At 65.1% G+C, this 26,989-nt stretch carries 17 protein-coding genes; 4 read left to right on the forward strand and 13 right to left on the reverse strand.

Annotated features, from left to right (window positions below):
- Window positions 1-145: 145 nt before the first annotated feature.
- From J7573_RS16710 to ccoN (J7573_RS16755), 10 genes are all read right to left on the reverse strand, one after another.
- On the reverse strand, window positions 146-676 hold the full coding sequence (locus J7573_RS16710) for a FixH family protein (protein ID WP_294337451.1): 531 nt from the start codon (window positions 674-676) through the stop codon (window positions 146-148).
- Between the two features lie 17 nt (window positions 677-693).
- Window positions 694-2,109 carry a cytochrome c oxidase accessory protein CcoG gene (ccoG, locus tag J7573_RS16715; protein ID WP_294337453.1) on the reverse strand — a complete coding sequence of 472 codons (1,416 nt, stop codon included), beginning with the start codon at window positions 2,107-2,109 and terminating at the stop codon, window positions 694-696.
- Window positions 2,110-2,418: 309 nt separating this feature from the next.
- Window positions 2,419-3,399: a cytochrome-c oxidase, cbb3-type subunit III gene (gene ccoP, locus J7573_RS16720; RefSeq protein WP_294337454.1), complete on the reverse strand. Its 981-nt coding sequence runs from the start codon at window positions 3,397-3,399 to the stop codon at window positions 2,419-2,421.
- Complete coding sequence (locus tag J7573_RS16725) at window positions 3,396-3,587, reverse strand: CcoQ/FixQ family Cbb3-type cytochrome c oxidase assembly chaperone (protein ID WP_027921276.1); 192 nt, start codon at window positions 3,585-3,587, stop codon at window positions 3,396-3,398. The genes ccoP (J7573_RS16720) and J7573_RS16725 overlap by 4 nt, the downstream gene beginning before the upstream one ends.
- Window positions 3,588-3,592: 5 nt before the next feature.
- On the reverse strand, window positions 3,593-4,201 hold the full coding sequence (gene ccoO, locus J7573_RS16730; protein WP_054884105.1) for a cytochrome-c oxidase, cbb3-type subunit II: 609 nt from the start codon (window positions 4,199-4,201) through the stop codon (window positions 3,593-3,595).
- Entirely contained in the window at window positions 4,201-5,643 is a 1,443-nt protein-coding gene (gene ccoN / locus J7573_RS16735; RefSeq protein WP_294337460.1) for a cytochrome-c oxidase, cbb3-type subunit I, read from the reverse strand. Before ccoN (J7573_RS16735) ends, ccoO (J7573_RS16730) begins: the two co-directional genes overlap by 1 nt.
- 364 nt (window positions 5,644-6,007) lie before the next feature.
- The gene (ccoP, locus tag J7573_RS16740; RefSeq protein WP_294337462.1) at window positions 6,008-6,949 is read right to left on the reverse strand and encodes a cytochrome-c oxidase, cbb3-type subunit III; all 942 of its coding nucleotides are present in this window, start codon (window positions 6,947-6,949) and stop codon (window positions 6,008-6,010) included.
- Entirely contained in the window at window positions 6,946-7,152 is a 207-nt protein-coding gene (locus J7573_RS16745) for a CcoQ/FixQ family Cbb3-type cytochrome c oxidase assembly chaperone (protein WP_294337463.1), read from the reverse strand. The genes ccoP (J7573_RS16740) and J7573_RS16745 overlap by 4 nt, the downstream gene beginning before the upstream one ends.
- A gap of 5 nt (window positions 7,153-7,157) precedes the next feature.
- A complete protein-coding gene (ccoO, locus tag J7573_RS16750) occupies window positions 7,158-7,766 on the reverse strand; it encodes a cytochrome-c oxidase, cbb3-type subunit II (RefSeq protein WP_054884101.1) in 609 nt (202 codons plus the stop codon).
- A 13-nt stretch (window positions 7,767-7,779) separates the two neighbouring features.
- The gene (gene ccoN / locus J7573_RS16755) at window positions 7,780-9,204 is read right to left on the reverse strand and encodes a cytochrome-c oxidase, cbb3-type subunit I (RefSeq protein WP_294337464.1); all 1,425 of its coding nucleotides are present in this window, start codon (window positions 9,202-9,204) and stop codon (window positions 7,780-7,782) included.
- A gap of 51 nt (window positions 9,205-9,255) precedes the next feature.
- On the opposite strand from ccoN (J7573_RS16755), the gene J7573_RS16760 reads away from it, so the two are divergent.
- Window positions 9,256-9,948, forward strand: coding sequence for an alpha/beta family hydrolase (locus J7573_RS16760; protein WP_294337466.1), 693 nt, complete (start codon window positions 9,256-9,258; stop codon window positions 9,946-9,948).
- A gap of 95 nt (window positions 9,949-10,043) precedes the next feature.
- Here J7573_RS16760 and J7573_RS16765 read toward each other — a convergent pair whose 3' ends face one another.
- Window positions 10,044-10,328: a pyrimidine/purine nucleoside phosphorylase gene (locus J7573_RS16765; protein WP_110636762.1), complete on the reverse strand. Its 285-nt coding sequence runs from the start codon at window positions 10,326-10,328 to the stop codon at window positions 10,044-10,046.
- A gap of 76 nt (window positions 10,329-10,404) precedes the next feature.
- Entirely contained in the window at window positions 10,405-10,956 is a 552-nt protein-coding gene (locus tag J7573_RS16770) for an exonuclease domain-containing protein (RefSeq protein ID WP_110636765.1), read from the reverse strand.
- A gap of 163 nt (window positions 10,957-11,119) precedes the next feature.
- On the opposite strand from J7573_RS16770, the gene J7573_RS16775 reads away from it, so the two are divergent.
- Together J7573_RS16775 and J7573_RS16780 are read left to right on the forward strand one after the other, a co-directional pair.
- Window positions 11,120-11,920, forward strand: a complete 801-nt coding sequence (locus tag J7573_RS16775) for an ABC transporter substrate-binding protein (RefSeq protein ID WP_294337470.1) — start codon at window positions 11,120-11,122, stop codon at window positions 11,918-11,920.
- A 65-nt stretch (window positions 11,921-11,985) separates the two neighbouring features.
- Window positions 11,986-12,999: a GNAT family N-acetyltransferase gene (locus J7573_RS16780; protein ID WP_294337473.1), complete on the forward strand. Its 1,014-nt coding sequence runs from the start codon at window positions 11,986-11,988 to the stop codon at window positions 12,997-12,999.
- 116 nt (window positions 13,000-13,115) lie between these two features.
- Here J7573_RS16780 and J7573_RS16785 read toward each other — a convergent pair whose 3' ends face one another.
- Window positions 13,116-13,646 (reverse strand): RNA polymerase factor sigma-70, encoded by a 531-nt coding sequence (locus J7573_RS16785; RefSeq protein WP_079229034.1) that lies wholly within the window; start codon window positions 13,644-13,646, stop codon window positions 13,116-13,118.
- Between the two features lie 295 nt (window positions 13,647-13,941).
- Here J7573_RS16785 and J7573_RS16790 point away from each other — a divergent pair, with 295 nt between their 5' ends.
- Complete coding sequence (locus J7573_RS16790) at window positions 13,942-26,883, forward strand: non-ribosomal peptide synthetase (protein WP_294337478.1); 12,942 nt, start codon at window positions 13,942-13,944, stop codon at window positions 26,881-26,883.
- The last annotated feature ends 106 nt before the right edge of the window (window positions 26,884-26,989 follow it).

Consider the following 26,989-nt stretch of genomic DNA (forward strand, 5'->3'; position numbering starts at 1 on the left):
TCCAGGGAGCCGAACACCAGCAATAGCCACATCATCACTCCCTGTGGGAGCGGGCTTGCCCGCGAATGCGGTTGATCAGGCAATGATGTTTTCAGGTCTGGCGCATTCGCGGGCAAGCCCGCTCCCACAGGGAGTGATGATGTGGCTATTGCTGGTGTTCGGCTCCCTGGAGCGCTTCATCGCCCAGTTGCAAAGTGACCCCATGCTCGACCTTCTCTTCCTCGAACAACCGCCATACATGGTCGTCCTGGCTACCCAGCAGCTCGACGAACCGACGCCCGTCGACCTTGTCGTCCAACTGCCCGACATAACGCCCGGTCTCGACCCGGCTGAGCAACACCTTGCGGTCCTTGTCCGGCTGGGTCGGCGAAATCAGGTTCAGTTCCAGGCTCTGCGGGTCGCTGTTGCCGTTCAGGCGCACATCCACCTCGCCGGTCAGCTCATCCAGGTGCACGCTGGCCTTGAGGTTGAGGGTCTGGGCCAGCAGCTCACGGTCCAGCGAGCGGTTGATGCCTTTGCCGGCCTCGTAGTAGTTGTCGTTGACCAGGTTGTCCGGGTTGTGCACGGCGATGCTGACCATGGTCAGGCTCAGGCACACCGAGGTGGTCAGGATGCCGATGATGATCCAGGGCCAGAGGTGCTTGTACCAGGGGCTGGCGGCGGTGGCGGCAGGCATTGTCAGGGTTCTCTCTGTCAGCGGATCTGTGGGCCGATGAAGCGGCTCTTGGCTTCAACCTTGGCGGCGCTGTCGTCGGCGCTCTTGAGGATGAAGGTGATTTCGTTGGTGGTCGAGGGCAGCTTCTCGGGTGCAATCGACAGCTGTACCGGCAGGCTGACGATATCTCCAGCGGCCACGCGGATCTCGCGCTGGCCTTCCAGGCGCAGGTCGGGCAGGCCGGCGGCGTCGAGCACGTAGACGTGGTCGCGCTGGTCCTTGTTCATGACCTTGAGGCTGTACACGTTCTCGATCCGGCCCTGGGCGTTCTCGCGGTACAGCACGCGGTCCTTGCTGACGTCGAAGCCCACCAGCGAGCGGGTGGCGAAGGCGGTGCCCAAGGCGATGATCATCACCAGCAGCACCACGGCATAGCCGATCAGGCGCGGGCGCAGCATGTGGGTCTTCTGCCCCGAGAGGTTGTGCTCGGTGGTGTAGCTGATCAGCCCCTTGGGGTAGTTCATCTTGTCCATGATGCTGTCGCAGGCATCGATGCACGCCGCGCAGCCGATGCATTCGATCTGCAGGCCGTCGCGGATGTCGATGCCGGTGGGGCAGACCTGCACGCACATGGTGCAGTCGATGCAGTCACCCAGGCCCTTGGCCTTGTAGTCGATGTCCTTCTTGCGTGGGCCGCGGGTTTCGCCGCGGCGCGGGTCGTAGGAGACGATCAGGGTGTCCTTGTCGAACATCACGCTCTGGAAGCGCGCGTAGGGGCACATGTACACGCACACCTGTTCGCGCAGCCAGCCGGCATTGCCGTAGGTGGCCAGGGTGAAGAAGCCGACCCAGAAGTAGGCCCAGCCATCGGCTTCGCCGGTGAAGAATTCAGTGAGCAGTTCGCGGATCGGCGAGAAGTAGCCGACGAAGGTCATGCCGGTGACGAAGCCGATCAGCAGCCACAGGCTGTGCTTGGCGAACTTGCGCAGGAACTTGTTGCCGCTCATGGGCGAGCGGTCCAGTTTCATGCGCTGGTTGCGGTCACCCTCGGTGACTTTTTCGCACCACATGAAAATCCATGTCCACACGCTTTGCGGGCAGGTGTAGCCGCACCACACGCGGCCGGCGAACACGGTGATGAAGAACAGGCCGAAGGCGGCGACGATGAGAATGCCCGAGAGCAGGATGAAGTCCTGGGGCCAGATGGTGGCGCCGAAGATGTAGAACTTGCGCTCCGGCAGGTTCCACCACACGGCCTGGTGGCCGCCCCAGTTCAGCCACACGGTGCCGAAGTAGAGCAGGAACAGCACGGCCCCGCCGACCATCCGCAGCCTGCGGAAGATGCCGGTGAAGGCGCGGGTGTAGATTTTCTCGCGTGAGGCGTAGAGGTCGACGGAATCCTTCCCTTTGTTGGCAGGCGGGGTGACGTCATGTACCGGAATTTGCTTGCTCATCATCAAGTCCCACGGCAGTGGAGAAACGCCGCGGCCAGTGCGTGCCGGCCGCAGTCTCGCGCATTCTGCTAGCGCGCTGCGATCAATGATACGCCGCTGGTGGCGATATGGGATCGCGCTGCGACCTTTAGTCGCGTTGGGTTCGTGGTGTGAATCGTGTTATGGCGGGTGTCAATTGATCCAGGTCATCTTGTGCTGCTTTTGCCGGCCTCTTCGCGGGCTTGCCCGCTCCCACAGGTACTGCACAATCATCAGGTCCTGTGCGATCCCTGTGGGAGCGGTTTTACCCGCGAATAGGCCTGACCTGCCTTACTCGGCCTGCTGGGCCGCTTCCGGCTGGTGCGACAGGCTGTACACATAAGCCGCCAGCAAGTGCACCTTGTCATTACCCTGCAGCTGTTCCTGCGCCGGCATCTGCCCTTGGCGGCCATAGCGAATGGTCTGCTGCAGCTGGGCAAAGCTCGAGCCGTAGATGAACGCCTGCGGGTGGGTCAGGTTTGGCGCGCCCATGGCCGGGGTGCCTTTGCCTTCAGGCCCGTGGCAGGCCACGCAGTTGGCGGCGAACAGCTTCTGGCCGTTCTCGGCATCGGCCTTGGCGCCTTCCGGCAGGCTGCGGCCATCGAGCTTGCTGGTGACGAACGCGGCGACATCGGCCACACCCTGTTCACCCAGCACTTCACCCCAGGCCGGCATCACCCCGTGGCGGCCGCCCATGATGGTGGTCTTGATGGTTTCCGGCTCGCCGCCCCAGCGCCAGTCCTGGTCGGTCAGGTTGGGGAAACCGTAGGCGCCCTTGGCGTCGGAACCGTGGCACACCGAGCAGTTCGAGGCGAACAGCCGTGCGCCCATCTTGAGTGCTTGCGGGTCCTTGGCCACCTCTTCGATGGGCATCGCCGCGAACTTGGCGAAGATCGGCCCGAAGCGTGCGTTGGCCTTGGCCATTTCCTTTTCCCACTCGTGCACGCCGGTCCAGCCTGGCTGGCCGTTGGAGAACTCGGTCTGCTTGTCGTTATCCAGGTACGAGTAGCCCGGCAGGATGCCTTTCCAGTTGCCCAGGCCCGGGTACAGCACCAGGTAGCCGAGGGCGAAGATGATGGTGCCGACGAACAGCCAGAACCACCATTTCGGCAGCGGGTTGTCGTATTCCTCGATGCCATCGAAGGCATGCCCGACGGTTTCGTCGGTGACCTCTTCGCGCTGGCCCTTGCGGGTCGACAGCAGCAGCCAGGTCAGCGAGAAGATGGTGCCCAGGGTCAGGACGGTAACGTACAGACTCCAGAAGGTTGTCATTGTTGTTTGCTCCCAGAAGCTTTTGCTTGCTCGACGTGCTTGCTGGCCCCGGGATCATCCGCGAAGGGCAGTTGGGTCGCTTCGTCGAAGTCCTTCTTGCGCCGTGGGTTGAACACCCACAGCGCCAGGCCCACGAAGGCCACCATCACCACGACGGTGCCCAGGCCGCGAATCATCCCGATATCCATCAGCGTCACCGTTTGCTTTTGATGATGGTGCCAAGACCCTGCAGGTACGCGACCAGTGCGTCCATTTCGGTCTTGCCCTTGACCGCGTCGCGGGCGCCGGCGATGTCGGCGTCGCTGTACGGCGTGCCGAGGGTGCGCAGCACTTCCAGCTTCTTCGCGGTGTCCTTGCCGTCGAGCTTGTTCTCGACCAGCCACGGGTAGGCCGGCATCTTCGACTCCGGTACCACGTTGCGCGGGTTGTACAGGTGCGCGCGGTGCCAGTCATCGGAGTAGCGGCCACCGACGCGGGCCAGGTCCGGGCCGGTGCGCTTGGAGCCCCACAGGAACGGGTGGTCCCAGACGCTTTCGCCAGCGACCGAATAGTGGCCGTAGCGTTCGGTTTCGGCGCGGAACGGGCGAATCATCTGCGAGTGGCAGCCAACGCAGCCTTCACGGATGTAGATGTCGCGGCCTTCGACTTCCAGCGCGGTACGCGGCTTCATGCCTTCGACCGGCTTGTTGGTGACGTCCTGGAAAAACAGCGGGACGATCTGGGTCAGGCCACCGACGCTCACGGCGATGACCATGAAGAAGGCCAGCAGGCCTATGTTCTTCTCGACGGCTTCATGCTTCATCAGTGCGCTCCCACGACGACGATCTTGGCGGCTTCCTCGGCCTGTGCCGGGTTGGCGGCACGTACGGTACGGAACACGTTGTAGGCCATCAGCAGCATGCCGGTGGCGAAGAACGCACCGCCCAGGGCGCGGACGATATAGCCAGGGTGGCTGGCCTGCAGGGCTTCGACGAAGGAGTAGGTGAGCGTGCCGTCATCGTTGATGGCGCGCCACATCAGGCCCTGGGTGATGCCGTTGACCCACATCGAGGCGATGTACAGCACGGTACCGATGGTCGCCAGCCAGAAGTGCGCGTTGATCAGGCCGACACTGTGCATCTGCTCGCGGCCGTAGAGTTTCGGGATCATGTGGTAGACCGCGCCGATCGAGATCATCGCCACCCAGCCGAGGGCACCGGCGTGTACGTGGCCGATGGTCCAGTCGGTGTAGTGCGACAGCGAGTTCACGGTCTTGATGGCCATCATCGGGCCTTCGAAGGTGGACATGCCGTAGAACGCCAGCGACACCACCAGGAAGCGCAGGATCGGGTCGCTGCGCAGTTTGTGCCAGGCGCCCGAGAGGGTCATCATGCCGTTGATCATGCCGCCCCAGCTCGGTGCCAGGAGGATGATCGACATCACCATGCCCAGCGACTGCGCCCAGTCCGGCAGGGCGGTGTAGTGCAGGTGGTGCGGGCCGGCCCAGATGTACAGGGTGATCAGCGCCCAGAAGTGCACGATCGACAGGCGATAGGAGTAGATCGGCCGTTCAGCCTGCTTGGGCACGAAGTAGTACATCATCCCGAGGAAGCCGGTGGTGAGGAAGAAGCCCACCGCGTTGTGGCCGTACCACCACTGGATCATCGCATCGGTGGCGCCGGCGTAGGCCGAGTACGACTTGAACAGGCTCACCGGCAGCGAGATGTGGTTGACGATGTGCAGCATCGCGGTGACCACGATGAAGGCGCCGTAGAACCAGTTGCCGACATAGATGTGCTTGGTCTTGCGCTTGACGATGGTGCCGAAGAACACCAGGCCGTAGGTCACCCAGACGATGGCCAGGAGGATCGCCAGCGGCCACTCGAGCTCGGCGTATTCCTTGGTGGTGGTAAAGCCCATCGGCAGGGTGATCAGCGCGCCGACGATCACCGCCTGCCAGCCCCAGAAGGTGAAGGCGGCCATGCTGTCGGAGATCAGCCGGGTCTGGCAGGTCCGCTGCACCACGTAGTAGCTGGTGCCGAACAGCGCACAGCCACCGAAGGCGAAGATGACCAGGTTGGTGTGCAGCGGGCGCAGGCGGCCGAAGCTGGTCCAGGGCAGGTCCAGGTTCAGTTGCGGCCACACCAGCTGCGAGGCGATGAAGACGCCCAGGCCCATGCCAAGGATCCCCCAGACCACCGTCATGATGGCGAACTGGCGGACGACCTTATAGTTATAAGCAGTCGGACTGATTGCTGTGCTCATTCTAAGGTTCCACGGTTTTGGTGTTCTTGTTGGTCGAAAAATCGGCGCCAGTATCGATAACCACCAGGGTTATGGCAACGCAAGGATCCTTGCGCCGACCCGTGTCCGGGCCCTTTCGCCGGTGTCCCGCGGCGATAGGGTCGGGACGATTGTACACAAATAAATATTTGTAATGTGTACCGTTTTTCATCTTTTTCTGATCGATCGGTCAAGCTTTTTCCGGGGGCGGCATCAGGCTGTGCGCCGCGTCTGCTTCGGTCCTTTCGGAGCGAAGCCCACTGTGGCAACAAGCTTAGTTCTGTTCGGAGGGGGTGCAAGGGAGGGGTGTAGCGGGGAGAGGGGCCGCAAGGCGGCCCCAAGGGTATTACTGGGCGGTCAGGTTCTCGCTGGCGCGATCCTGCGACAGGCTATACACATAGGCTGCCAGCAGGTGCACCTTGTCATTGCCCTGGATTTCCGCCTGGGCTGGCATCTGCCCCTGGCGGCCGTAGCGAATGGTCTGTTGCAACTGGGCGAAGCTCGAACCGTAGATGAACGCCTGCGGGTGGGTCAGGTTCGGCGCGCCCATGGCCGGGGTGCCTTTGCCCTCAGGCCCGTGGCAGGCCACGCAGTTGCTGGCGAAAAGTTCCTTGCCCTTGACCGGGTCGGCCTTGACCCCTTCCGGCAGGCTGCGGCCGTCGAGGTTGGTCAGCACGAACGCGGCGACATCCGCCACGCCCTGTTCCCCGATCACCTCGGCCCATGCCGGCATCACACCGTGGCGGCCATTCATGATCGAGGCCTTGATGGTCTCCGGCTCGCCGCCCCAGCGCCAGTCCTTGTCAGTCAGGTTGGGGAAGCCATAGGCGCCCTTGGCATCCGAGCCGTGGCACACCGAGCAGTTGGAGGCGAACAGGCGGCTGCCCATTTTCAGTGCCTGTGGGTCCTTGGCCACTTCCTCGACGGGCATGGCGGCGTACTTGGCGAAGATCGGGCCGAACCTGGCGTCGGCCTTTTCCATCTCCTTCTGCCACTCGTTGGCACCGGTCCAGCCATTCTCGTAGCCCGGCAGGATGCCTTTCCAGTTGCCCAGGCCCGGGTACAGCACCAGGTAACCGGCACCGAACACCAGGGTGCCGACGAATAGCCAGAACCACCACTTGGGCAGCGGGTTGTCGTACTCCTCGATGCCATCGAAGCTGTGCCCCATGGTCTGGTCGGTGGTGTTGTTGCTCTGGCCCTTGCGGGTCGAAAGCAACAGCCAGGCCAGGCCGATCAGGCTGCCGATGGTCAGTACGCTGATGTAGGTACTCCAGAAGGTGGTCATTGCGCTTTGCTCCTCACAGCCGTAGTCATGGCAGCAGGTTCCTGCCCGGCGGGGGGCAGGCGGTCGTCGACGAAGGGCAGCAGGCGCGCTTCGGCGAAATCATGGTCGCGGCGACGGTTGAACACCCACAGTGAGAGGCCGATGAAGGCGATCATCACTACCAGGGTGCCCAGGCCGCGGATCATGCCGATGTCCATTTCCATGCCGGTTACCTCTTGTTCTTGATGGCGGTGCCGAGCACCTGCAGGTAGGCGACCAGGGCGTCCATCTCGGTCTTGCCCTTGACGGCGTCACGGGCGCCGGCAATGTCCTCGTCGGTGTACGGCACGCCCAGGGTACGCAGGGTGCGCATCTTGGTGTCGGTGTGGCTGTTGTCGACCTTTTCAGCGACCAGCCACGGGTAGGACGGCATCTTCGATTCCGGTACCACGTTGCGCGGGTTGTACAGGTGCGCGCGGTGCCAGTCGTCCGAGTAGCGGCCACCGACGCGGGCCAGGTCCGGCCCGGTGCGCTTGGAGCCCCACAGGAACGGGTGGTCCCAGACGCTCTCGCCAGCGACCGAATAGTGGCCGTAGCGTTCGGTTTCGGCGCGGAACGGGCGGATCATCTGCGAGTGGCAGCCGACGCAGCCTTCGCGGATGTAGATATCGCGGCCTTCCAGTTGCAGCGCGGTGTAGGGCTTCATGCCTTCGACCGGCTTGTTGGTGACGTCCTGGAAGAACAGCGGGACGATCTGGGTCAGGCCGCCAATGCTCACGGCAAACACCATCAGCAGGGCCAGCAGGCCGACGTTTTTCTCGATGACTTCATGTTTCATCAGGCAGGTCTCCTCAAGCCAGCTGGGCGTTCGCAGGGGCGGCGTCGAGCGCCGGCGAACGCACGGTGCGCCAGGTGTTCCAGGCCATCAGGAACATGCCACTGAGGAAGATCGCGCCGCCGACGAAGCGCACGATGAAGCCTGGGTGGCTGGCCACCAGGGTTTCCACGAACGAGTAGGTGAGCGTGCCGTCGCTGTTGACCGCGCGCCACATCAGGCCCTGGGCGATGCCGTTGACCCACATCGAGGCGATGTACAGCACGGTGCCGATGGTCGCCAGCCAGAAGTGCGCGTTGATCAGGCCGAGGCTGTGCATCTGCTGCTTGCCGAATACTTTCGGGATGGTGTGGTACAGCGCGCCGATCGAGATCATCGCCACCCAGCCGAGGGCGCCGGCATGCACGTGGCCGATGGTCCAGTCGGTGTAGTGGGACAGGGCGTTGACCGTCTTGATGGCCATCATCGGGCCTTCGAAGGTGGACATGCCGTAGAACGCCAGCGACACCACCAGGAAGCGCAGGATCGGGTCGCTGCGCAGTTTGTGCCAGGCGCCCGAGAGGGTCATCATGCCGTTGATCATGCCGCCCCAGCTCGGTGCCAGCAGGATCAGCGACATCACCATGCCCAGCGACTGTGCCCAGTCTGGCAGGGCGGTGTAGTGCAGGTGGTGCGGGCCGGCCCAGATGTACAGGGTGATCAGCGCCCAGAAGTGGACGATCGACAGGCGATAGGAATACACCGGGCGTTCGGCCTGCTTGGGCACGTAGTAGTACATCATCCCGAGGAAGCCGGCGGTGAGGAAGAAGCCCACCGCGTTGTGGCCATACCACCACTGCACCATGGCGTCGGTGGCGCCGGCATAGACCGAGTACGACTTGGTCAGGCTGACCGGCAGCTCCAGGTTGTTGACGATGTGCAGCAGTGCCACGGTGAGGATGAAGGCGCCGAAGAACCAGTTGCCCACGTAGATGTGCTTGGTGGTGCGCTTCATCAGCGTGCCGAAGAACACGATGGCGTAGCTGACCCAGACGATGGTGATCAGGATGTCGATCGGCCATTCCAGCTCGGCGTATTCCTTGGAGCTGGTGTAGCCCAGCGGCAGGCTGATGGCCGCCAGCAGGATCACCAGTTGCCAGCCCCAGAAGCTGAACGCGGCCAGCTTGGGCGCGAAGAGGGTGGTCTGGCAGGTGCGTTGCACCGAATAATAGGAGGTGGCGAACAGCGCGCAGCCGCCGAAGGCAAAGATCACCGCATTGGTATGCAGGGGTCGCAGGCGGCCGAAGCTGGTCCAGGGGAGGTCGAAGTTGAGGGAGGGCCAGGCGAGCTGGGCGGCGATGAAGACGCCGAGCCCCATCCCGACGATTCCCCACACCACCGTCATGATGGCGAATTGGCGGACCACCTTGTAGTTATAGGCGGTACTGCTGGTTGTGTTCATGTATGGGTTCCCATCCACGGTTATTTTGGCAGGCTTTACAGCGAGGCAAGCATGAGTAATGGGCAAAGTGCCGGTATTGACGGGGATCAATGGGCGCAAGTCGGAAATGTCCCAGGCTTGCGCTGCGATCCTCCGCGAATGGGCGGCGAGGGCGCTGCATCTGCGTGCCTGATCCTGGCCCATGGCGCGGGTGCGCCGATGGACAGCGGGTTCATGATTGAGATGGCGCAAAGGCTGGCGGCGCTTGGGGTCGGGGTGGTTCGCTTCGAGTTCCCCTACATGGCCGAGCGGCGCAACGGCGGCGGCAAACGGCCGCCCAATCCGCAGAAGGTGCTGCTGGAATGCTGGCGCGAGGTGTACCGGCAGGTGCGACCTTTGGTCACGGGCAGGCTGGCCATTGGCGGCAAGTCGATGGGTGGGCGCATGGCCAGCCTGCTGGCCGATGAACTGGGGGCGGACGCGCTGGTGTGCCTGGGGTATCCGTTCTATGCGGTGGGCAAGCCGGAGAAGCCCCGGGTCGAGCACCTGGCCGAGCTGAAGACGCGCACGTTGATCGTGCAGGGCGAGCGCGATGCGCTGGGCAATCGAGAGGCGGTGGAAGGGTATGCGCTGTCACCGGCGATCGAGGTGAGCTGGCTGGTGGCGGGGGATCATGACCTGAAGCCGCTGAAGGCTTCGGGGTTCAGCCATGAGCAGCACTTGCAGGCGGCGGCTGAGAAGGTGGCGGGTTTCCTGAAGGACTAGTGCTGGATTCTTCGCGGGCATGCCCGCTCCTACAGGGTTACGCGATCTCCTGTGGGAGCGGGCAAGCCCGCGAAGAGGCTGGCGCAGGTATATGCTTAGTCGCGGTACTCGCACAGGTAAGCGGTATCCACTTTCACCTGCAGCTGGAACTTGCTGTCGGCCGGCACGTTGAACTTGTCGCCAGCGTTGAAGGTTTCCCAGTTGTCGCTGCCCGGCAGCTTCACGGTCAGGGCGCCGGACACCACGTGCATGATTTCACGCTTGGCGGTGCCGAACTCGTATTCGCCCGGGGCCATCACGCCCACGGTGGCAGGGCCTTCTGCGCCAGCAAAGGCGATCGACTTGACGGTGCCGTTGAAGTACTCGTTGACCTGGAACATGGGCGACTCCTGAAAGAATGGGGGGTGAAAAAGGGCTGGCCAGTATGCCCAAGCCCATTCGCCCCGTCATCTGCTTTCAAGTGCCGTTCGCGGGCAGGCTCAAGGGCAGCAGGCGTGCGGTGTTGCGGGCATCCTCAAGGGCCCGGTGCTGCTGCCCGCAGAAGTGCATGCCCGCCAGTTGCAGTGCGCCATTGAGCCCGGTCGGGCGCTGCAGGTGGCGAGCCTTGGCGAAGCGCTGCTTGAGGTTGATGTGCGGCAGCTCGCGCAGCAGGCTGTCGACTTCATGTTGGCGCCATTCCTGCAACAGCTGCTGGCGGTCGTAGTCGCCCCAGCTGACCCAGGCCTGCAGCTGCCCGCGGTGGTGCCCCAGCCAGCGTTCGAAACGCGCCCACACTTCGGGGAAGGCCGCAGCGCTGTCGACACTGGCCTGGCTGATGTGCGTCAGCTCGCGGCAGAACGGTGTCAGCTGCGGCCGCCGCCGGGGCCGCACGAAGCGCTGGAAGTGGTCCACTTCACGGCCTTCGCGGGTTACCAGGCTGGCGCCAATTTCAATGATTTCCATCTCCGTGACCGGCCAGCCACCGTCATCGGTGGTGGCTTCCAGGTCGATCACCAACCAGTGGCCCATACCAGGCTCCCTCGCCATACATGCCAAAGCAGCGTAGCCAATGTCTGGCCACACGGCATCCCCTGGCAAAATGCCCTTACTTTGGCATAACCAGCAGTTGTGCCATGCCGGGAAAACGCCTAGCTTAAGCGCATCCAGGTATGAACCGTGATGAGCGTCCGCTTTGATTCCAGCGCCCGGCCTGAAGGTAATCTCCACCCTGATGATGCTGGCTGCGGCCTGGCTGGCGGTGCCGGCGTGGGCCGCCGACGCCATCGACGTGAAGATCGGCGCCGCGCATTTCCCGCCTTATACCGTGCGCCCGGAACAGGGCGCCGACACCGGTTTGCTGCCCCAGCTGGTCGAGGCGTTGAACCGCTTGCAGCCGGACTACCGCTTCGTCCTGGTGCCCACCTCCATTCAGCGGCGCTTTGGTGATTTCCAGCAAGGTCGCACCGACATGGCGATCTTCGAGAACCCCGAATGGGGCTGGCAGAAGATCCCCCACCAGACGGTGGACATGGGCCTGGAGGATGCCGAAGTGTTCGTCGCCAGGAAGCTCAATGGCCGTGACCAGCATTACTTCGACAGCCTGGGTGGCAAGCGCCTGGCGTTGTTCAACGGCTATCACTACGCCTTCGCCAACTTCAACCCCGACCCCAACTACCTGCGCAAGACCTACAACGCGACGCTGACCTATTCCCACGACAGCAACCTGCTGATGGTTCAGGCTGGACGTGCCGACATTGCCCTGGTGACGCGTTCGTACCTGAGCGACTTCCTGGCCCGCAACCCCGACAGCCTCAACCAGCTGATCGCTTCACAGCGCATCGATCAGGTCTACCACCACTATGCCTTGCTGCGCCCTGGTGCCCCGATCACCGATCAGAAGTTCGCCGAGCTGCTGCGCTACCTGCGCGACACGGGCGAACTGACGCGCATCTTCCAGCCCTACCGGATCACCGTCGCCGCGCCGAACGACTAAATTCCCCGGGGACGGGCACGTCATCAGAAGTGAGCCTTTCTTTCATTCTTTCGTGAGCCAAGACCATGCCGTTCGACGCCGCTTCGCAGCCCCTGTCTTTACCCCGCTGGCGCAGCCTCGATGCCGAGGGGGATGACCGTCGGTTGAGCCTGACCCTTGAAGGGCGGCCATTGATCCAGGTGCGTCTGGAACCGGGCGATACGCTGCAGGTGCATGTCCAAAGCCTGTGCTCGGAGCGCCCGCAGCAGGCGTTATGGGCGGCCTGCTATTGGCTGCTGTCCCGTGATCCGGCGCGCCAGCGCCTGGCCGTGCATCTGCCCACGAGTGTGCCGGAAGCATTGGCCAGCGGTTTGTTGCTGGCCGGTGAAGTCGCCGGCGTCTACCGGTGCGAGCGCGCGTTGTTCTGGCAGTTGCCGCAGCCGTGGCTGGGTGCTTCGAGCGGCGATGTCTACCCGCAGCAGATGCAGTTCAGCAACGGCAAGCGCCACCCGCGCCGGGCACCCAAGCCGCGTGGCGAGGTGTATCGCCGCTTCGATGCACGCCTGGGAGCCTGGGTATCGTTGCGCACCCTGGAAGTCGACCAGGACCTCGAGCGCTTCAACCGCTGGCAGAACAACCCGCGGGTGGAGAAGTTCTGGCAGGAGGCGGGCTCGCTGGAGCAGCACCGCGAATACCTGACCAAGCTTGAGGCCGACCCGCATACCCTGACCCTGATCGGCTGTTTCGATGACCAGCCGTTTGCCTACTTCGAAGCGTACTGGGCCAAGGAGGATCGCATTGCGCCGTTCTACCCGGCCGATGATTACGACCGCGGCATCCACATGCTGGTCGGGGAAGAGGCGCACCGTGGCCCGCACAAGGTCGCCAGCTGGCTTTCGGCACTGGTGCACTACCTGTTCCTGGACGACCCGCGCACCCAGCGAGTGGTGGCTGAGCCCCGTGCCGACAACGGCAAGATGATCGGCTACATGCACGACCAGTGCTTCCATTGCGACAAGGAATTCGACTTCCCGCACAAGCGCGCGGCACTGATGATTCTGGGGCGGGAGCGGTTTTTCGATCGCTGCAAGCTGGCCTGAGTCCGCGTCGCCTTCTTCGCGGGCACGCCCGCTCCCACAGGCTCGGCGCAGATCTCAGATTTTTGCGCGGTCCCTGTGGGAGCGGGTTTACCCGCGAAGCAGGCGACGCCGATGTATCAGGCCTGTCGGTTGGCGGTCTTGCGGCAGTGCACCAGGGCATCGCGAATCATGAAGTTGACCAGGGTCGGCGATACGCCCAGTTCCTTGGCGATGTCCTTCTGCGGCACACCATGCAGGCGGTACATTTCAAAGGCATAGCGGGTGCGTTGAGGCAGTTCGTTGAGCGCCTCGGCGATGTGCTCGAGCGCCGCCAGGTTGATATGCGTGGCCTCGGGCGAAGCGTTCGGAATGACCACGTTCAGGCCTTCCTCTTCGCTGCCGGAATATTTCAGCTCCATCGCCTGCTTGCGGTAATGGTCGATGGCCAGGTTGCGCACGATCTGGAACAGGTAGCTGAGCTGTGCCTTGAACGACGAGGTAATCTGCGGGGCGGCGCTTAGCCGGAAGAAGGCATCCTGCACCACATCCTCGGCGCGCGAGCGGCAGCCGGTGATGCGCGCCGCGATCTTGACCAGAATGCTGCGATTGTCGACGAACGCCTGGAGTAATGGTGAATCGCACTTACTTGTGGATAGTTGTTCCGCCATGGAAATCACCTTGTCTCGAAGGGGAAAGGGAGCACCCCGTTTGGGGAAGCTTCCTACGACGTGCGACAAACTATTCAGAATGATAATGATTGTCAAATACGAAAGTTAATGAGTTTCTATTAGTTTCTGTTCTAAGCGGCGTTGCGTGATGCAGTTCACCTTGCGCCCCCGCTCACACCGCTAATTTCCCACCGCGCCCATCCGTTCCCCTGTGTACATCCGGCCGCTGCCGCTGCCCGCCGACCTCGTGCGGGGCAGCCAGCCCGACTCAACCAGACACTGGCAGGAACCCCCCATGACGGACGCCTTCGAACTCCCGCTCTCGCTGGTCCAGGCCCTGGCGCAACGCGCCGCGCAGACCCCGGACCGCATCGCCCTGCGCTTTCTGGCCGATGCTCCCGGCGAGCAGGCCGTGCTCAGCTATCACGACCTGGATGCGCGTGCGCGCAGCATCGCTGCGGCATTGCAGGCCCGCACCGGGTTCGGCGAGCGGGCCGTGCTGCTGTTCCCCAGCGGCCCGGACTACGTAGCGGCGTTCTTCGGTTGCCTGTACGCCGGGGTCATTGCCGTGCCGGCCTATCCACCGGAGTCGTCACGCCGCCATCATCAGGAGCGCCTGCTGTCGATCATCGACGACGCCGAACCACGCCTGCTGCTGACCGTCGGTGCGCTGCATGACAGCCTGCAGGATCTTGAAGCCCTGAGCGGCGACAACGCGCCCGAACTGCTGGCGGTGGATACGCTTGACCCGGCACTGGCCGAACACTGGCGCGAGCCGGTGCTGAATGCGCACGACATCGCCTTCCTGCAATACACCTCCGGCTCCACCGCGCTGCCCAAGGGCGTGCAGGTCAGCCACGGCAACCTGGTGGCCAACGAGCAGCTGATTCGCGCAGGCTTCGGCATCGACCTCAACCCCGACGATGTGATCGTCAGCTGGTTGCCGCTGTACCACGACATGGGCCTGATCGGCGGCTTGCTGCAGCCGATCTTCAGTGGCGTGCCGTGCGTGCTGATGTCGCCGGGCTACTTCCTTGCCCGGCCGCTGCGCTGGTTGCAGGCGATCAGCGAATACGGCGGCACCATCAGCGGCGGGCCGGACTTCGCCTACCGGCTGTGCAGCGAACGGGTCAGCGAGGCGGCCCTGGCCGGCCTCGACCTGAGCCGCTGGCGTGTGGCCTATTCCGGCTCCGAGCCGATCCGCCAGGACAGCCTCGCCACCTTCACCGAAAAGTTCGCCGCCTGCGGCTTCCAGCCGAGCAGTCTCTTTGCCAGCTATGGCCTTGCCGAAGCTACCTTGTTCGTCAGTGGCAGTCGCCGTGGCCAGGGCATCGGCGCGCTGGAGCTGGACGCCGAGGCGTTCGCCGCCAACCGCGCCGAGGCCGGCAAGGGCAGTGTGTTGATGAGCTGCGGCTACCCTCAGCCAGGCCACGCGGTGCGCATCGTCGAGCCACAGCAGTGTGAGGTGCTGGGCGACAACCAGGTTGGCGAGATCTGGGCCGGCGGCCCGAGCATCGCCCTGGGTTACTGGCGCAACCCTGAGGCCACGGCACGCACTTTCGTCGAAATGGACGGCCAGACCTGGTTGCGCACCGGTGACCTCGGTTTCATGCGCGACGGTGAAGTGTTCGTCACTGGGCGCTTGAAGGACATGCTGATCGTCCGCGGTCAAAACCTCTACCCACAGGACCTGGAAAAGACCCTCGAGCGTGAGGTCGAAGTCCTGCGCAAGGGTCGGGTGGCTGTGTTCGCCGTCGACGATCAGGGCGAGGAGGGCATCGGCGTGGCGGTGGAAATCAGCCGCAACGTGCAAAAGGCGGTGAAACCCGAGGCCCTGATCAAGACCCTGCGCCAGGTGATCGCCGAGGCCTGTCGCCAGGCGCCGGCCGTGGTTCTGCTGCTCAACCCGGGTGCATTGCCGAAGACTTCCAGCGGCAAGCTGCAGCGTTCGGCCTGCCGCCTGCGCATGAATGATGGCAGCCTGGACTGCTATGAGCGCTTCCCCATGGCTGCCGAGCCGGCTGCAGATGCAGCAACCGGCGACGAGCTGCAGGCACGCATCGCTGGCATCTGGCGTGAGGTCCTCAAGATTGAGGCGGTTGCTGCGGACGATCACTTCCTGCTGCTGGGTGGCAACTCCATTGCGGCCACCCAGGTCACTGCCCGCCTGGCGGACGAGCTGGGTATCACGCTGAGCCTGCGGACCCTGTTCGAGGCGCCGACGCTGGCCGAGTACAGCGCGGGGGTAGCAGCCATCCTTGCTGAAGGCGCAGGTGTTGCCACCGCTATCACAGCGTTGAGCCGTGGCCAGGCCTTGCCGCAGTCGCTGGCACAGAACCGCCTGTGGCTGACCTGGCAGCTTGAGCCGCAGTCTGCGGCCTACAACATTCCTGCCGGGCTGCACCTGCGCGGCGAGCTGGATGAGGCCGCACTTGAAGCCGCATTCCAGTCGCTGGTAGCACGCCACGAATCGCTGCGTACGGTGTTCAGCGAGGAGGATGGGCAGGCGTTGCAGCGCGTCCTTCCGGAGCAGCCTTTCACCCTTCAGCGCCTGGACCTGGAAGGGCTGGCGCCTGAACAGGTGATCTCGCGCCGCGAGCAAGAGGCGCAACAGCCCTTCGACCTGACCCAGGGCCCGCTGCTGCGCGTGACCCTGGTGCGCCTGAATGACGAAGACCATCAGCTGTGGGTGACCTTGCACCACATCGTCGCCGACGGCTGGTCGCTGAACATCCTGCTCGACGAGTTCGCCAAGCTGTATGCCGCCCGTTGCCAGGGCCTGGGCGCCAAGCTGCCAGCGCTGACACTGGGTTACGCCGACTACGGTACCTGGCAGCGCCAATGGCTGGCCGAGGGCGAAAGCGCACGGCAACTCGACTACTGGAAAGCCGCTTTGGGCGATGCCTTGCCAGTGCTCGACCTGTATCCGGACCAGCCGCGCTCCAGCCAGCATGAAAACCGCGCTGCCCGTTTGAGTGTGAAAGTCCCGGCCAAGCTGGCCGATGCCCTCAAGGGCCTGGCCCGAGAACAGCAGGCCAGCCTGTTCATGGTCCTGCTGGCCGCCTGGCAAGGCCTGCTGCACCGCTACACCGGCCAGGGTGATATCCGCGTCGGCGTGCCCAATGCCAACCGCCCGCGCCAGGAAACCCAGGGCATGGTCGGCTTCTTCATCAACACCCAGGTGTTGCGTGCGCAGCTGGATGGCCGCCTGCCGTTTGCCCAGTTGCTGGCCCAGGTGCGCGGCGCGACCCTCGACGCGCAGGCCAACCAGGACCTGCCGTTCGAGCAACTGCTCGAAGCCCTGCCCGAAGCCCGCGAGCAGGGCCTGTTCCAGGTCATGTTCAACCACCAGCAACGTGACCTTTCAGCATTGCGCCGTCTGCCGGGTCTGCTCGCCGAAGAGCTGCCGTGGCACAGCCGCGAAGCCAAGTTCGACCTGCAGTTGCACAGTGAGGAAGACCATCAGGGTCGCCTGAGCCTGGCCTTCGACTACGCTGCCGAGCTGTTCGAAGCCAGCACCGTCAAGCGCCTGGCCCAGCACCTGCTGGCACTGCTCGAGCAGGTTTGCGCCCAGCCGCAACTGCCATTGGGTGACGTACAGCTGCTGGACGAGCAGGGTCGCCAGCAACTGCTGGCATGGGGTGAGGCACCTGCGCCCGCCCCGCAACGGCTGCTGGTCGAGCAGCTCAACGAACAGGCCCGGCTGACCCCGGAGCGCACCGCGCTGGTCTGGGAAGGCGGCAGCCTCGATTACGCCGAGCTGCACCAGCAGGCCAACCGCCTGGCGCACTACCTGCGCGACAAAGGCGTCGGCCCCGACACCTGCGTGGCCATCGCGGTCGAGCGTTCGCCGCAACTGCTGGTCGGCCTGCTGGCCATCCTCAAGGCGGGCGGTGCCTATGTACCGTTGGACGTCGACTACCCGGCCGAGCGCCTGGCCTACATGCTCGGCGACTGCCAGGCCAGCCTGCTGCTCAGCCACAGCAGCCTGCTTGGCACGCTGCCGCAGGTCGACGGCGTCAGCGCCATCGCCCTTGACCAGCTGCACCTGGACAGCTGGCCAAGCCAGGCGCCAGGCCTGCACTTGCACGGCGACAACCTGGCCTACGTGATCTACACCTCCGGCTCCACCGGCCAGCCGAAGGGCGTGGGCAATACCCATGCAGCCCTGGCCGAGCGCCTGCAATGGATGCAGGCCCGCTATGCCCTGGACGCAAGCGACGTGCTGATGCAGAAAGCGCCGATCAGCTTCGACGTCTCGGTGTGGGAATGCTTCTGGCCACTGGTTACTGGCTGCAAGCTGGTGCTGGCCGGCCCCGGCGAGCACCGCGACCCGCAGCGTATCGCCGCGCTGGTGCAGCAGCATGGCGTGACCACGCTGCACTTCGTGCCACCGCTGCTGCAGGTGTTCGTGCAGGAGCCGCTGGTCGCGGGTTGCAGCAGTCTGCGCCGGCTGTTCTCCGGTGGCGAGGCGCTGCCTGCGAACCTGCGTGACCGTGTGCTGCAGCTGCTGCCACAGGTGCAGTTGCACAACCGTTACGGGCCGACCGAAACCGCCATCAACGTCACCCACTGGCATTGCCAGGCTGAAGATGGCGAGCGTTCGCCGATCGGTCGTCCGCTGGGTAACGTGCTCTGCCGGGTACTGGACGATGAGCTTGAACTGGCTGCGCCTGGCGTGCCGGGCGAGCTGTACCTGGGCGGTGCCGGTCTGGCCCGTGGTTACCTGGGCCGCCCGGGTCTGACTGCCGAACGTTTCGTGCCCCAGGCCGATGGCAATGGCGTGCGTCTGTACCGCAGCGGCGACCGCGCCCGCTGGCAGGTGCAAAGTGAAGCCCTGGAATACCTCGGGCGTCTCGACCAGCAGGTCAAGGTGCGTGGCTTCCGCGTCGAGCCGGAAGAAGTGCAGGCGTGCCTGCTGGCTCAGGCGGGTGTCGAGCAGGCACTGGTGCTGGTTCATCAGGATGCAGTCGGTGCACAGCTGGTCGGTTACTACAGCGGCACCGCTCTGTCCGATGTCTTGCTGGCCGCATTGGCCGAGCAACTGCCGGCGTACATGGTGCCGTCCCAACTGATCGGCCTGGCGCACATGCCGCTGGGCCCGAGCGGCAAGGTCGACCGCAAGGCGCTGCCCGCACCGGTCTGGCAGCAGCGTGCCCATGTCGAGCCACAGACGGCGCTGCAGCAGCAGGTGGCAGCCATCTGGCGCGAGGTGCTGAACCTGCCGCAGGTCGGCCTGCACGATGACTTCTTTGCCCTCGGCGGCCACTCGCTGCTGGCCACCCAGATCGTCTCGCGTACCCGCCAGGCGTGCGATGTCGAGCTGCCGCTCAAGGCGCTGTTCGAGGCCAGCGAGCTGGCTGCGTTCTGTGAGGAAATCGCCCGTATCCGCGCTGCCGGTGAGTGCAACCAGCAGGGAGAGATCGCCCTGGTCGACCGCCGCCAGGCCGTGCCGCTGTCGTACTCGCAGCAGCGCATGTGGTTCCTCTGGCAGATGGAGCCGGACAGCCCCGCCTACAACGTCGGCGGCATGGCGCGACTGAAGGGCGTGCTGCATGTGGATGCCTTCGAATGCGCCCTGCAGGCGCTGATCGTGCGTCACGAGACCCTGCGGACCACCTTCCCGAGCATCAATGGCGTGCCGTACCAGTGCATAGCGGACGACAGCGGGCTGCAACTGGACTGGCAGGACTTTTCAGCGCTGCCGGCCGATGCCCGTCAGCAGCGTCTGCAGCAACTGGCAGACGACCAGGCCCACCAGCCATTCGACCTGGAGCGCGGCCCGCTGCTGCGCGCCTGCCTGGCCAAGACCGAGGACCGTGAACACTACTTCGTACTGACCCTGCACCACATCGTCACCGAAGGCTGGGCCATGGACATCTTCGCCCGCGAGCTGGGCGAGCTCTACGAAGCCTTCGTCGACGACCGCGAGTCGCCACTGGCGCCGCTGCCGGTGCAGTACCTGGACTACAGCGTATGGCAACGGCAATGGCTGGAAAGCGGCGAGGGCGCACGTCAGCTGGCCTACTGGAAAGCCCGCCTCGGTGATGAGCACCCGGTGCTGGCACTGCCCGCCGACCGCCCGCGCCCGGCCGTGCAGAGCCACCGTGGCGAGCTGTACCGCTTCGACCTCGACTCGGCACTGGTCGCCCGCGTGCATGCCTTCAACAACCAGCGCGGCCTGACCCTGTTCATGACCATGACCGCCACCCTGGCCGCGCTGCTGCACCGCTACAGCGGCCAGCGCGACCTGCGCATCGGCGCACCGGTGGCCAACCGTATCCGCCCGGAAAGCGAAGGGCTGATCGGTGCCTTCCTCAACACCCAGGTGCTGCGCTGCGAACTGGACGGGCAAATGACCGCCGCCGCCTTGCTCGACCAGGTGCGCCAGGCCGCCATCGAAGGCCAGTCGCACCAGGACTTGCCGTTCGACCAGCTGGTCGAGGCCCTGCAACCGCCACGCAGCAGCGCCTACAACCCGTTGTTCCAGGTGATGTGCAACGTGCAGCGCTGGGCCTTCCAGCAGAGCCGTGAGCTGGCAGGCATGCAGGTGGATTACCTGGTCAACGACGCCAGCGCCACCAAGTTCGACCTGTACCTGGAGGTCACCGACCTTGACGGCCGCCTGGGGTGCTGCCTGACCTACAGCCGCGACCTGTTCGACGAGCCGCGCATCGCGCGCATGGCCGAGCACTGGCAGCAGCTGCTGGTTGGCCTGCTCGACAACCCGCAGCAGCGCCTGTGCGAGCTGCCGATGCTGGCGGATGCCGAACAGCAAGTGCTGATCGGCCAGTTGCAGGGCGAGCAGGATTTCGCCCTCGACCAGACGCTGCACGGCCTGTTCGCCGCCCAGGCGGCGCGTACGCCGAACGCAGGTGCGCTGACCTTCGCCGGCCAGCACATGACCTACGCCGAGCTCGACCAGCAGGCCAACCGCCTGGCCCGTGCCCTGCGTGAACGCGGAGTCGGCCCGCAGGTGCGGGTGGGCCTGGCGCTGGAGCGCTCGCTGGAGATGGTGGTCGGCCTGCTGGCGATTCTCAAGGCCGGTGGCGCCTATGTGCCGCTCGACCCGGAGTACCCGCTCGACCGCCTGCGCTACATGATCGAGGACAGCCGTATCGGCCTGCTGCTGAGCCAGCGCGCGCTGCTCGAAAGCCTCGGTGAGCTGCCTGAAGGCGTGGCGCGCTGGAGCCTGGAAGACGACGCCGCGAGCCTGAGTGCCTACAGCGATGCGCCATTGGACAACCTCAACCTGCCGCAGCATCAGGCCTACCTGATCTACACCTCCGGCTCCACCGGCAAGCCCAAGGGCGTGGTGGTCAGCCACGGTGAAATCGCCATGCACTGCCAGGCGGTGATCGACGCCTTCGGCATGCGCAGCGATGACTGCGAGCTGCACTTCTATTCGATCAACTTCGATGCGGCCAGCGAGCGGTTGCTGGTACCGCTGCTGTGCGGCGCTCGCGTGGTGCTGCGCGCCCAGGGCCAATGGGGCGCCGAGGACATCTGCCAGCTGGTGCGCGAGCAACAGGTGAGTGTGCTTGGTTTCACCCCGAGCTATGGCAGCCAGCTGGCCCAATACCTGGCGACTCAGGGCGAGCAGCTGTCGGTGCGGCTGGTGATCACCGGCGGCGAAGCACTGACTGGCGAGCACCTGCAGCGCATTCGCCAGGCCTTTGCCCCGCAGCAGTTCTTCAACGCTTACGGCCCCACCGAAACCGTGGTCATGCCACTGGCCTGCCTGGCGCCGGAGGTGATGACCGCCGACGCTGGCAGCGTGCCGATCGGCCGGGTGATCGGTGCCCGCACGGCGTACATCCTCGACGAGGACCTGGCCCTGCTGCCTCAAGGGGGGATCGGCGAGCTGTACGTCGGCGGTGCCGGCCTGGCCCAGGGTTACCACGACCGCCCGGGCCTCAGCGCCGAGCGCTTTGTCGCCGACCCGTTCAGCCACGATGGCGGGCGCCTGTACCGCACCGGCGACCTGGTGCGCCTGCGTGCCGATGGCCTGGTGGAATACGTCGGCCGTGCCGACCAGCAGGTGAAGATCCGCGGCTTCCGTATCGAGCTGGGCGAAATCGAAAGCCGCCTGCAGGAACATGCCGATGTCGACGAGGCCGTGGTCCTGGCCCTCGATCTGCCAGGTGGCAAACAACTGGTCGGTTACCTGGTGTGCCAGCAGGCCACTGCCGACAGCGAAGCTCAGGCCGCACTGCGCGAAGCGGTCAAGGCCGATGCCCGTCAGCACCTGCCGGACTACATGGTGCCCGCGCACCTGGTGCTGCTCGAACGCCTGCCGTTGATGGGCAACGGCAAGCTCGACCGTCGTGCATTGCCAGCGCCAGATTTGGAGCAGGCCAGCCAGCATTACCAGGCCCCGGCCAATGAGCTGGAGGAGCAGCTGGCGCAGGTCTGGCGCGAAGTGCTCAACCTGTCCCGCGTGGGTGTGCAGGACAACTTCTTCGAGCTGGGTGGCGACTCGATCCTGTCCATTCAGGTGGTCAGCCGTGCGCGCCAACTGGGTTTGCAGTTCACCCCGCGTGACCTGTTCCAGCACCAGACCATCCAGACCCTGGCGGCCGTGGTCAGCCGCAGCGCTGCGCCGAGCAGCATCGAACAAGGCCCGCGCGAGGGACGCAGCGGCCTCACGCCGATTCAGCACTGGTTCTTCGACAGTGACGTGGCGCAGCCGCAACACTGGAACCAGGCGGTAACGCTGGAGGCACGCCAGCCTCTGGACCGTGTAACGCTGGAGCAGGCCCTGGCTGCGTTGGTAGCGCATCACGACAGCCTGCGCTTGCGCTTCACTCAGGGGCAGGCGGCCTTCGCAGCGGTGTCTGCCGAGCAGCTGCTGTGGGCTGCCACGGTCGCCGACTTCGCCGACTGCCAGGCGCTGTATACCGACGTGCAACGCAGCCTCGACCTGGAACGGGGCCCGCTGTTGCGTGCCTTGCTGGTCAGTGACGGGCAGGGCGCCCAGCGCCTGCTGCTGGCGATTCACCACCTGGTAGTCGACGGTGTGTCCTGGCGCGTGCTGCTCGAAGACCTGCAGGCGTTGTATCGCGGCCAGCCACTGGCGGCCAAGACCCACGCCATGGCCGACTGGGCTGCGCGCCTGGCCAGCTACGCCGGCAGCGATTCGCTGCGCGACGAGCTGGACTGGTGGCAAGGCCAGCTTGGCAGCGTGCGCCATGAACTGCCGTGCGATCACCCGCAGGGTGGCAACCTGCACCGGCATGCCGACACCCTGGCCATCGCCCTGGACGCGGAGCAGACCCGGCAGTTGCTGCAACAGGCGCCGGCGGCCTACCACACCCAGGTCAACGACCTGCTGCTGACCGCGCTGGCCCGCACCCTGTGCCGCTGGAGCGGTGATCAGGAAGTGCTGGTGCAACTCGAAGGCCACGGCCGTGACGGCCTGTTCGAGGACATGGACCTGACCCGCAGCGTCGGCTGGTTCACCAACGCCTACCCGCTGCGCCTGAACCCGCAGGCGGGCGACGACGAAGCTGCGCGTGCCACTTCGATCAAGCGCATCAAGGAACAGCTGCGTCAGGTGCCGCACAAGGGGCTGGGCTACGGCGTGCTGCGCTATCTGGGCGATGCTGTCAGCCGCGAAAGCATGGCGGCGTTGCCGCAGGCGCGCATCACCTTCAACTACCTGGGCCAGTTCGACCAGCAGTTCGACGATGCCGCCTTGTTCCAGCCGCTGGATGAGCCGGCCGGCCTGGCTCACGACCTGGATGCGCCGCTGCCGAACTGGCTCAGCATCGACGGCCAGGTCTATGGCGGTGCGCTGCAACTGCGCTGGACCTACAGCCGCGAGCGCTATGACGAGCGCACCATCGCGCAGTTGGCCGAAGCCTATCGCCAGGAGCTGCTGGCGCTGGTCAGCCACTGCCTGGCCGATGGCAACGGCAGCTTCACGCCCTCGGACTTCCCGCTGGCGCACCTGAGCCAGCAGCAGATTGACGCGCTGCCGGTCCCCGCCGCGCAGATCGAAGACGTCTACCCGCTGACGCCGATGCAGGAGGGCATGCTCTTGCATACCCTGCTGGAGCCGGGCACCGGCCTGTATTACATGCAGGACCGCTACCGCATCAACAGCGCCCTCGACCCGCAGCGTTTCGCCCAGGCCTGGCAGGCCGTGGTGGCGCGTCACGAAGCCCTGCGCGCCTCGTTCAGCTGGAATGCCGGCGAGACCATGCTGCAGATCATCCACAAGCCGGGCAGCACGCCGGTGGACTATCAGGACTGGCGCGGCCTTGATGAGGCGGCCCAGGAAGCGCGCCTGCAAGCCCTGCACAAACAGGAGCGGGAAGCGGGCTTTGCCCTGCTGCAGGAGGCGCCGTTCCACCTGCGCCTGGTGCGGGTCGATGAAGAGCGCTACTGGTTCATGATGAGCAACCACCACATCCTCATCGATGCCTGGTGCCGCTCGTTGCTGATGAACGATTTCTTCGTGCTCTACCAGGCCCTCGGCGAAGGCCGCCAGGCCCAGTTGCCGGTGCCGCCGCGCTACCGCGACTACATCGGCTGGCTGCAACGCCAGGACATGGACGAAGCGCGCAGCTGGTGGCAGGCCAACCTGGCCGGCTTCGAGCGCGCCACGGCGCTCCCCAGCGACCGCCCGCTGCGCAACGACCACGCCGGTGACGGCATGGTGGTGGGTGACTGCTACACCCGCCTGGAGGTGAGTGATGGCGTGCGCCTGCGTGAGCTGGCCCAGGCCCATCAGCTGACCATCAACACCTTCGCCCAGGCGGCCTGGGCGCTGGTGCTGGCGCGCTACAGCGGTGACCGCGACGTGGCCTTCGGCGTGACCGTGGCCGGGCGCCCGGTGAGCCTGCCGCAGATGCAGCGCACGGTCGGCCTGTTCATCAACAGCATCGCCCTGCGCGTGCAACTGCCCGAACCGGGCCAGCGCCGCAGCGTGCGCCAATGGCTGCAGGGCGTGCTGGAACGCAACATGGAGCTGCGCGAGTACGAGTACCTGCCGCTGGTGGCGATCCAGGACTGCAGCGAACTGCCCAAGGGCCAGCCGCTGTTCAACAGCCTGTTCGTGTTCGAAAACGCCCCGGTGGAGACCGCAGTGCTTGACCACGCCCAGCACCTCAACGCCAGCACCGATTCGGGCCGCACCCACACCAACTTCCCGTTGACGGCAGTGTGCTACCCGGGCGATGACCTGGGCCTGCACCTGTCATTCGACCAGCGCTACTTCGACTACCCGACCGTCGAGCGTCTGCTGGCGGAGTTCAAGCGCCTGCTGCTGGCGCTGGTGGAGGGCTTTGAAGGAGAGGTGAGTGAATTGCCGTTGCTCGGCGAGGAGGAACAGCGCTTCCTGCTCGACGACTGCAACCGCACCGGGCACGCCTACCCGCTGGAGCAGAGCTACGTGGCACTGTTCGAAGCGCAGGTGGCTGCCCACCCTGAGCGTACAGTTGCCCGCTGCCTTGAAGCATCTTATGACTACGCCGGCCTGAACCTGGCGGCCAACCGCCTGGGCCATGCCCTGGTTGCCGCGGGCGTGGCCATCGACCAGCCGGTTGCCCTGCTGGCCGAACGTGGCTTGCCGCTGCTGGGCATGATCGTCGGCAGCTTCAAGGCCGGCGCTGGCTACCTGCCGCTGGACCCGGGCCTGCCGTCGGCGCGCCTGCAACGTATCGTCGAGCTGAGCCGCACGCCGGTGCTGGTGTGCAGCGCAGCCTGTGCCGAGCAGGCGCGTCAGTTGCTGGACCCACTTGAGGGGGTGACGCGGCCGCAGTTGCTGGTGTGGGAAGAGGTGCAGGGCAGCAGCGTCGCCAGCCACAACCCGGGTATCCACAGTGGGCCGGACAACCTGGCCTACGTGATCTACACCTCCGGCTCCACCGGGCTGCCCAAGGGCGTGATGGTCGAGCAGCGCGGGATGCTCAACAACCAGCTGAGCAAGCTGCCGTACCTGGCCTTGAGCGAGCATGACGTGATCGCCCAGACCGCCTCGCAAAGCTTCGACATTTCGGTCTGGCAGTTCCTCGCCGCGCCGTTGTTCGGCGCCCGGGTGGAGATTGTGCCGAACGCCATCGCCCATGACCCGCAAGGATTGCTGGCGCATGTGCAGGCCACCGGTATCACCGTGCTGGAAAGCGTGCCATCGCTGATCCAGGGCATGCTGGCCAACGATCATCAGGCACTCGATGGCCTGCGCTGGATGTTGCCGACTGGCGAGGCGATGCCGCCGGAACTCGCTGCGCAATGGCTGCAGCGTTATCCGCAGATCGGCCTGGTCAATGCCTACGGGCCGGCGGAGTGCTCGGATGACGTAGCCTTCTTCCGCGTCGACCTGGCCTCGACCCGCGGCAGTTACCTGCCGATCGGCACGCCGACCGACAACAACCGCCTGTACCTGTATGGCGAGGACCAGGCCCTGGTAGCGCTGGGGGCGGTGGGTGAGGTGTGTGTGGCCGGCACCGGCGTCGGCCGCGGCTATGTCGGCGACCCGGTGCGCACGGCACTGGCCTTCATCCCGCACCCGCACGGGGCGCCGGGTGAGCGCTTGTACCGTACCGGTGACCTGGCGCGGCAGCGCCCGGACGGAGTGCTGGAGTATGTCGGCCGTATCGACCACCAGGTGAAGATCCGTGGCTACCGTATCGAGCTGGGCGAAATCGAGGCGCGTCTGCACGAGCAGGCCGAGATTCGCGATGCGGCGGTCGGGGTGCAGGAAGGTGCCAACGGCAAGCATCTGGTGGGCTACCTGGTGGCGCATCAAGGTGTGGCTGCCGACGCCGCGTTGCTGGAGCAGGTCAAGCAGCGCCTGCGTGCGGAGCTTCCGGAATACATGGTGCCGCTGCACTGGGGCTGGTTCGCCAGCCTGCCGCACAATGCCAACGGCAAGCTTGATCGCAAGGCATTGCCGGCCATCGAGATCGGTGGGCAGCACAGCCAGGCTTACCAGGCGCCGCGGGATGAGCTGGAGGCTGCGTTGGCCGGGATCTGGGCCGACGTGCTCAAGGCCGAGCGTGTCGGTGTGCATGACAACTTCTTCGAGCTGGGCGGGCATTCGCTGCTGGCCACGCAGATCGCCTCGCGGGTGCAGAAGCAGTTGCAGCTGAACGTGCCGCTGCGGGCGATGTTCGAGTGCAGCACGGTGGAGGAGTTGGCCGAGTATGTGCGTGGGTTGCAGGGCAGCGAGGTGGATGAGGCCAAGGCTGATCGGCTCAGTGATCTGATGGCCGAGCTCGAAGGGCTGTAAGTTGATTGGCTAGCCTGTGCTGGCCTCTTCGCGGGTGAACCCGCTCCCACAGGTACTGCGCTGCCCTTGAGGTATGCGCAATCCCTGTGGGAGCGGGTTCACCCGC

The sequence above is a fragment of the Pseudomonas sp. genome, from assembly GCF_017744435.1.
Lineage (GTDB): Bacteria > Pseudomonadota > Gammaproteobacteria > Pseudomonadales > Pseudomonadaceae > Aquipseudomonas.

What these genes read in the sequence shown, in the direction of transcription:
- J7573_RS16710 (WP_294337451.1), bottom strand. Translation starts at nt 676, where the DNA reads ATGCCTGCCGCCACCGCCGCCAGCCCCTGGTACAAGCACCTCTGGCCC.
- ccoG (WP_294337453.1), bottom strand. Translation starts at nt 2,109, where the DNA reads ATGAGCAAGCAAATTCCGGTACATGACGTCACCCCGCCTGCCAACAAA.
- ccoP (WP_294337454.1), bottom strand. Translation starts at nt 3,399, where the DNA reads ATGACAACCTTCTGGAGTCTGTACGTTACCGTCCTGACCCTGGGCACC.
- J7573_RS16725 (WP_027921276.1), bottom strand. Translation starts at nt 3,587, where the DNA reads ATGGATATCGGGATGATTCGCGGCCTGGGCACCGTCGTGGTGATGGTG.
- ccoO (WP_054884105.1), bottom strand. Translation starts at nt 4,201, where the DNA reads ATGAAGCATGAAGCCGTCGAGAAGAACATAGGCCTGCTGGCCTTCTTC.
- ccoN (WP_294337460.1), bottom strand. Translation starts at nt 5,643, where the DNA reads ATGAGCACAGCAATCAGTCCGACTGCTTATAACTATAAGGTCGTCCGC.
- ccoP (WP_294337462.1), bottom strand. Translation starts at nt 6,949, where the DNA reads ATGACCACCTTCTGGAGTACCTACATCAGCGTACTGACCATCGGCAGC.
- J7573_RS16745 (WP_294337463.1), bottom strand. Translation starts at nt 7,152, where the DNA reads ATGGAAATGGACATCGGCATGATCCGCGGCCTGGGCACCCTGGTAGTG.
- ccoO (WP_054884101.1), bottom strand. Translation starts at nt 7,766, where the DNA reads ATGAAACATGAAGTCATCGAGAAAAACGTCGGCCTGCTGGCCCTGCTG.
- ccoN (WP_294337464.1), bottom strand. Translation starts at nt 9,204, where the DNA reads ATGAACACAACCAGCAGTACCGCCTATAACTACAAGGTGGTCCGCCAA.
- J7573_RS16760 (WP_294337466.1), top strand. Translation starts at nt 9,256, where the DNA reads ATGAGTAATGGGCAAAGTGCCGGTATTGACGGGGATCAATGGGCGCAA.
- J7573_RS16765 (WP_110636762.1), bottom strand. Translation starts at nt 10,328, where the DNA reads ATGTTCCAGGTCAACGAGTACTTCAACGGCACCGTCAAGTCGATCGCC.
- J7573_RS16770 (WP_110636765.1), bottom strand. Translation starts at nt 10,956, where the DNA reads ATGGGCCACTGGTTGGTGATCGACCTGGAAGCCACCACCGATGACGGT.
- J7573_RS16780 (WP_294337473.1), top strand. Translation starts at nt 11,986, where the DNA reads ATGCCGTTCGACGCCGCTTCGCAGCCCCTGTCTTTACCCCGCTGGCGC.
- J7573_RS16785 (WP_079229034.1), bottom strand. Translation starts at nt 13,646, where the DNA reads ATGGCGGAACAACTATCCACAAGTAAGTGCGATTCACCATTACTCCAG.
- J7573_RS16790 (WP_294337478.1), top strand. Translation starts at nt 13,942, where the DNA reads ATGACGGACGCCTTCGAACTCCCGCTCTCGCTGGTCCAGGCCCTGGCG.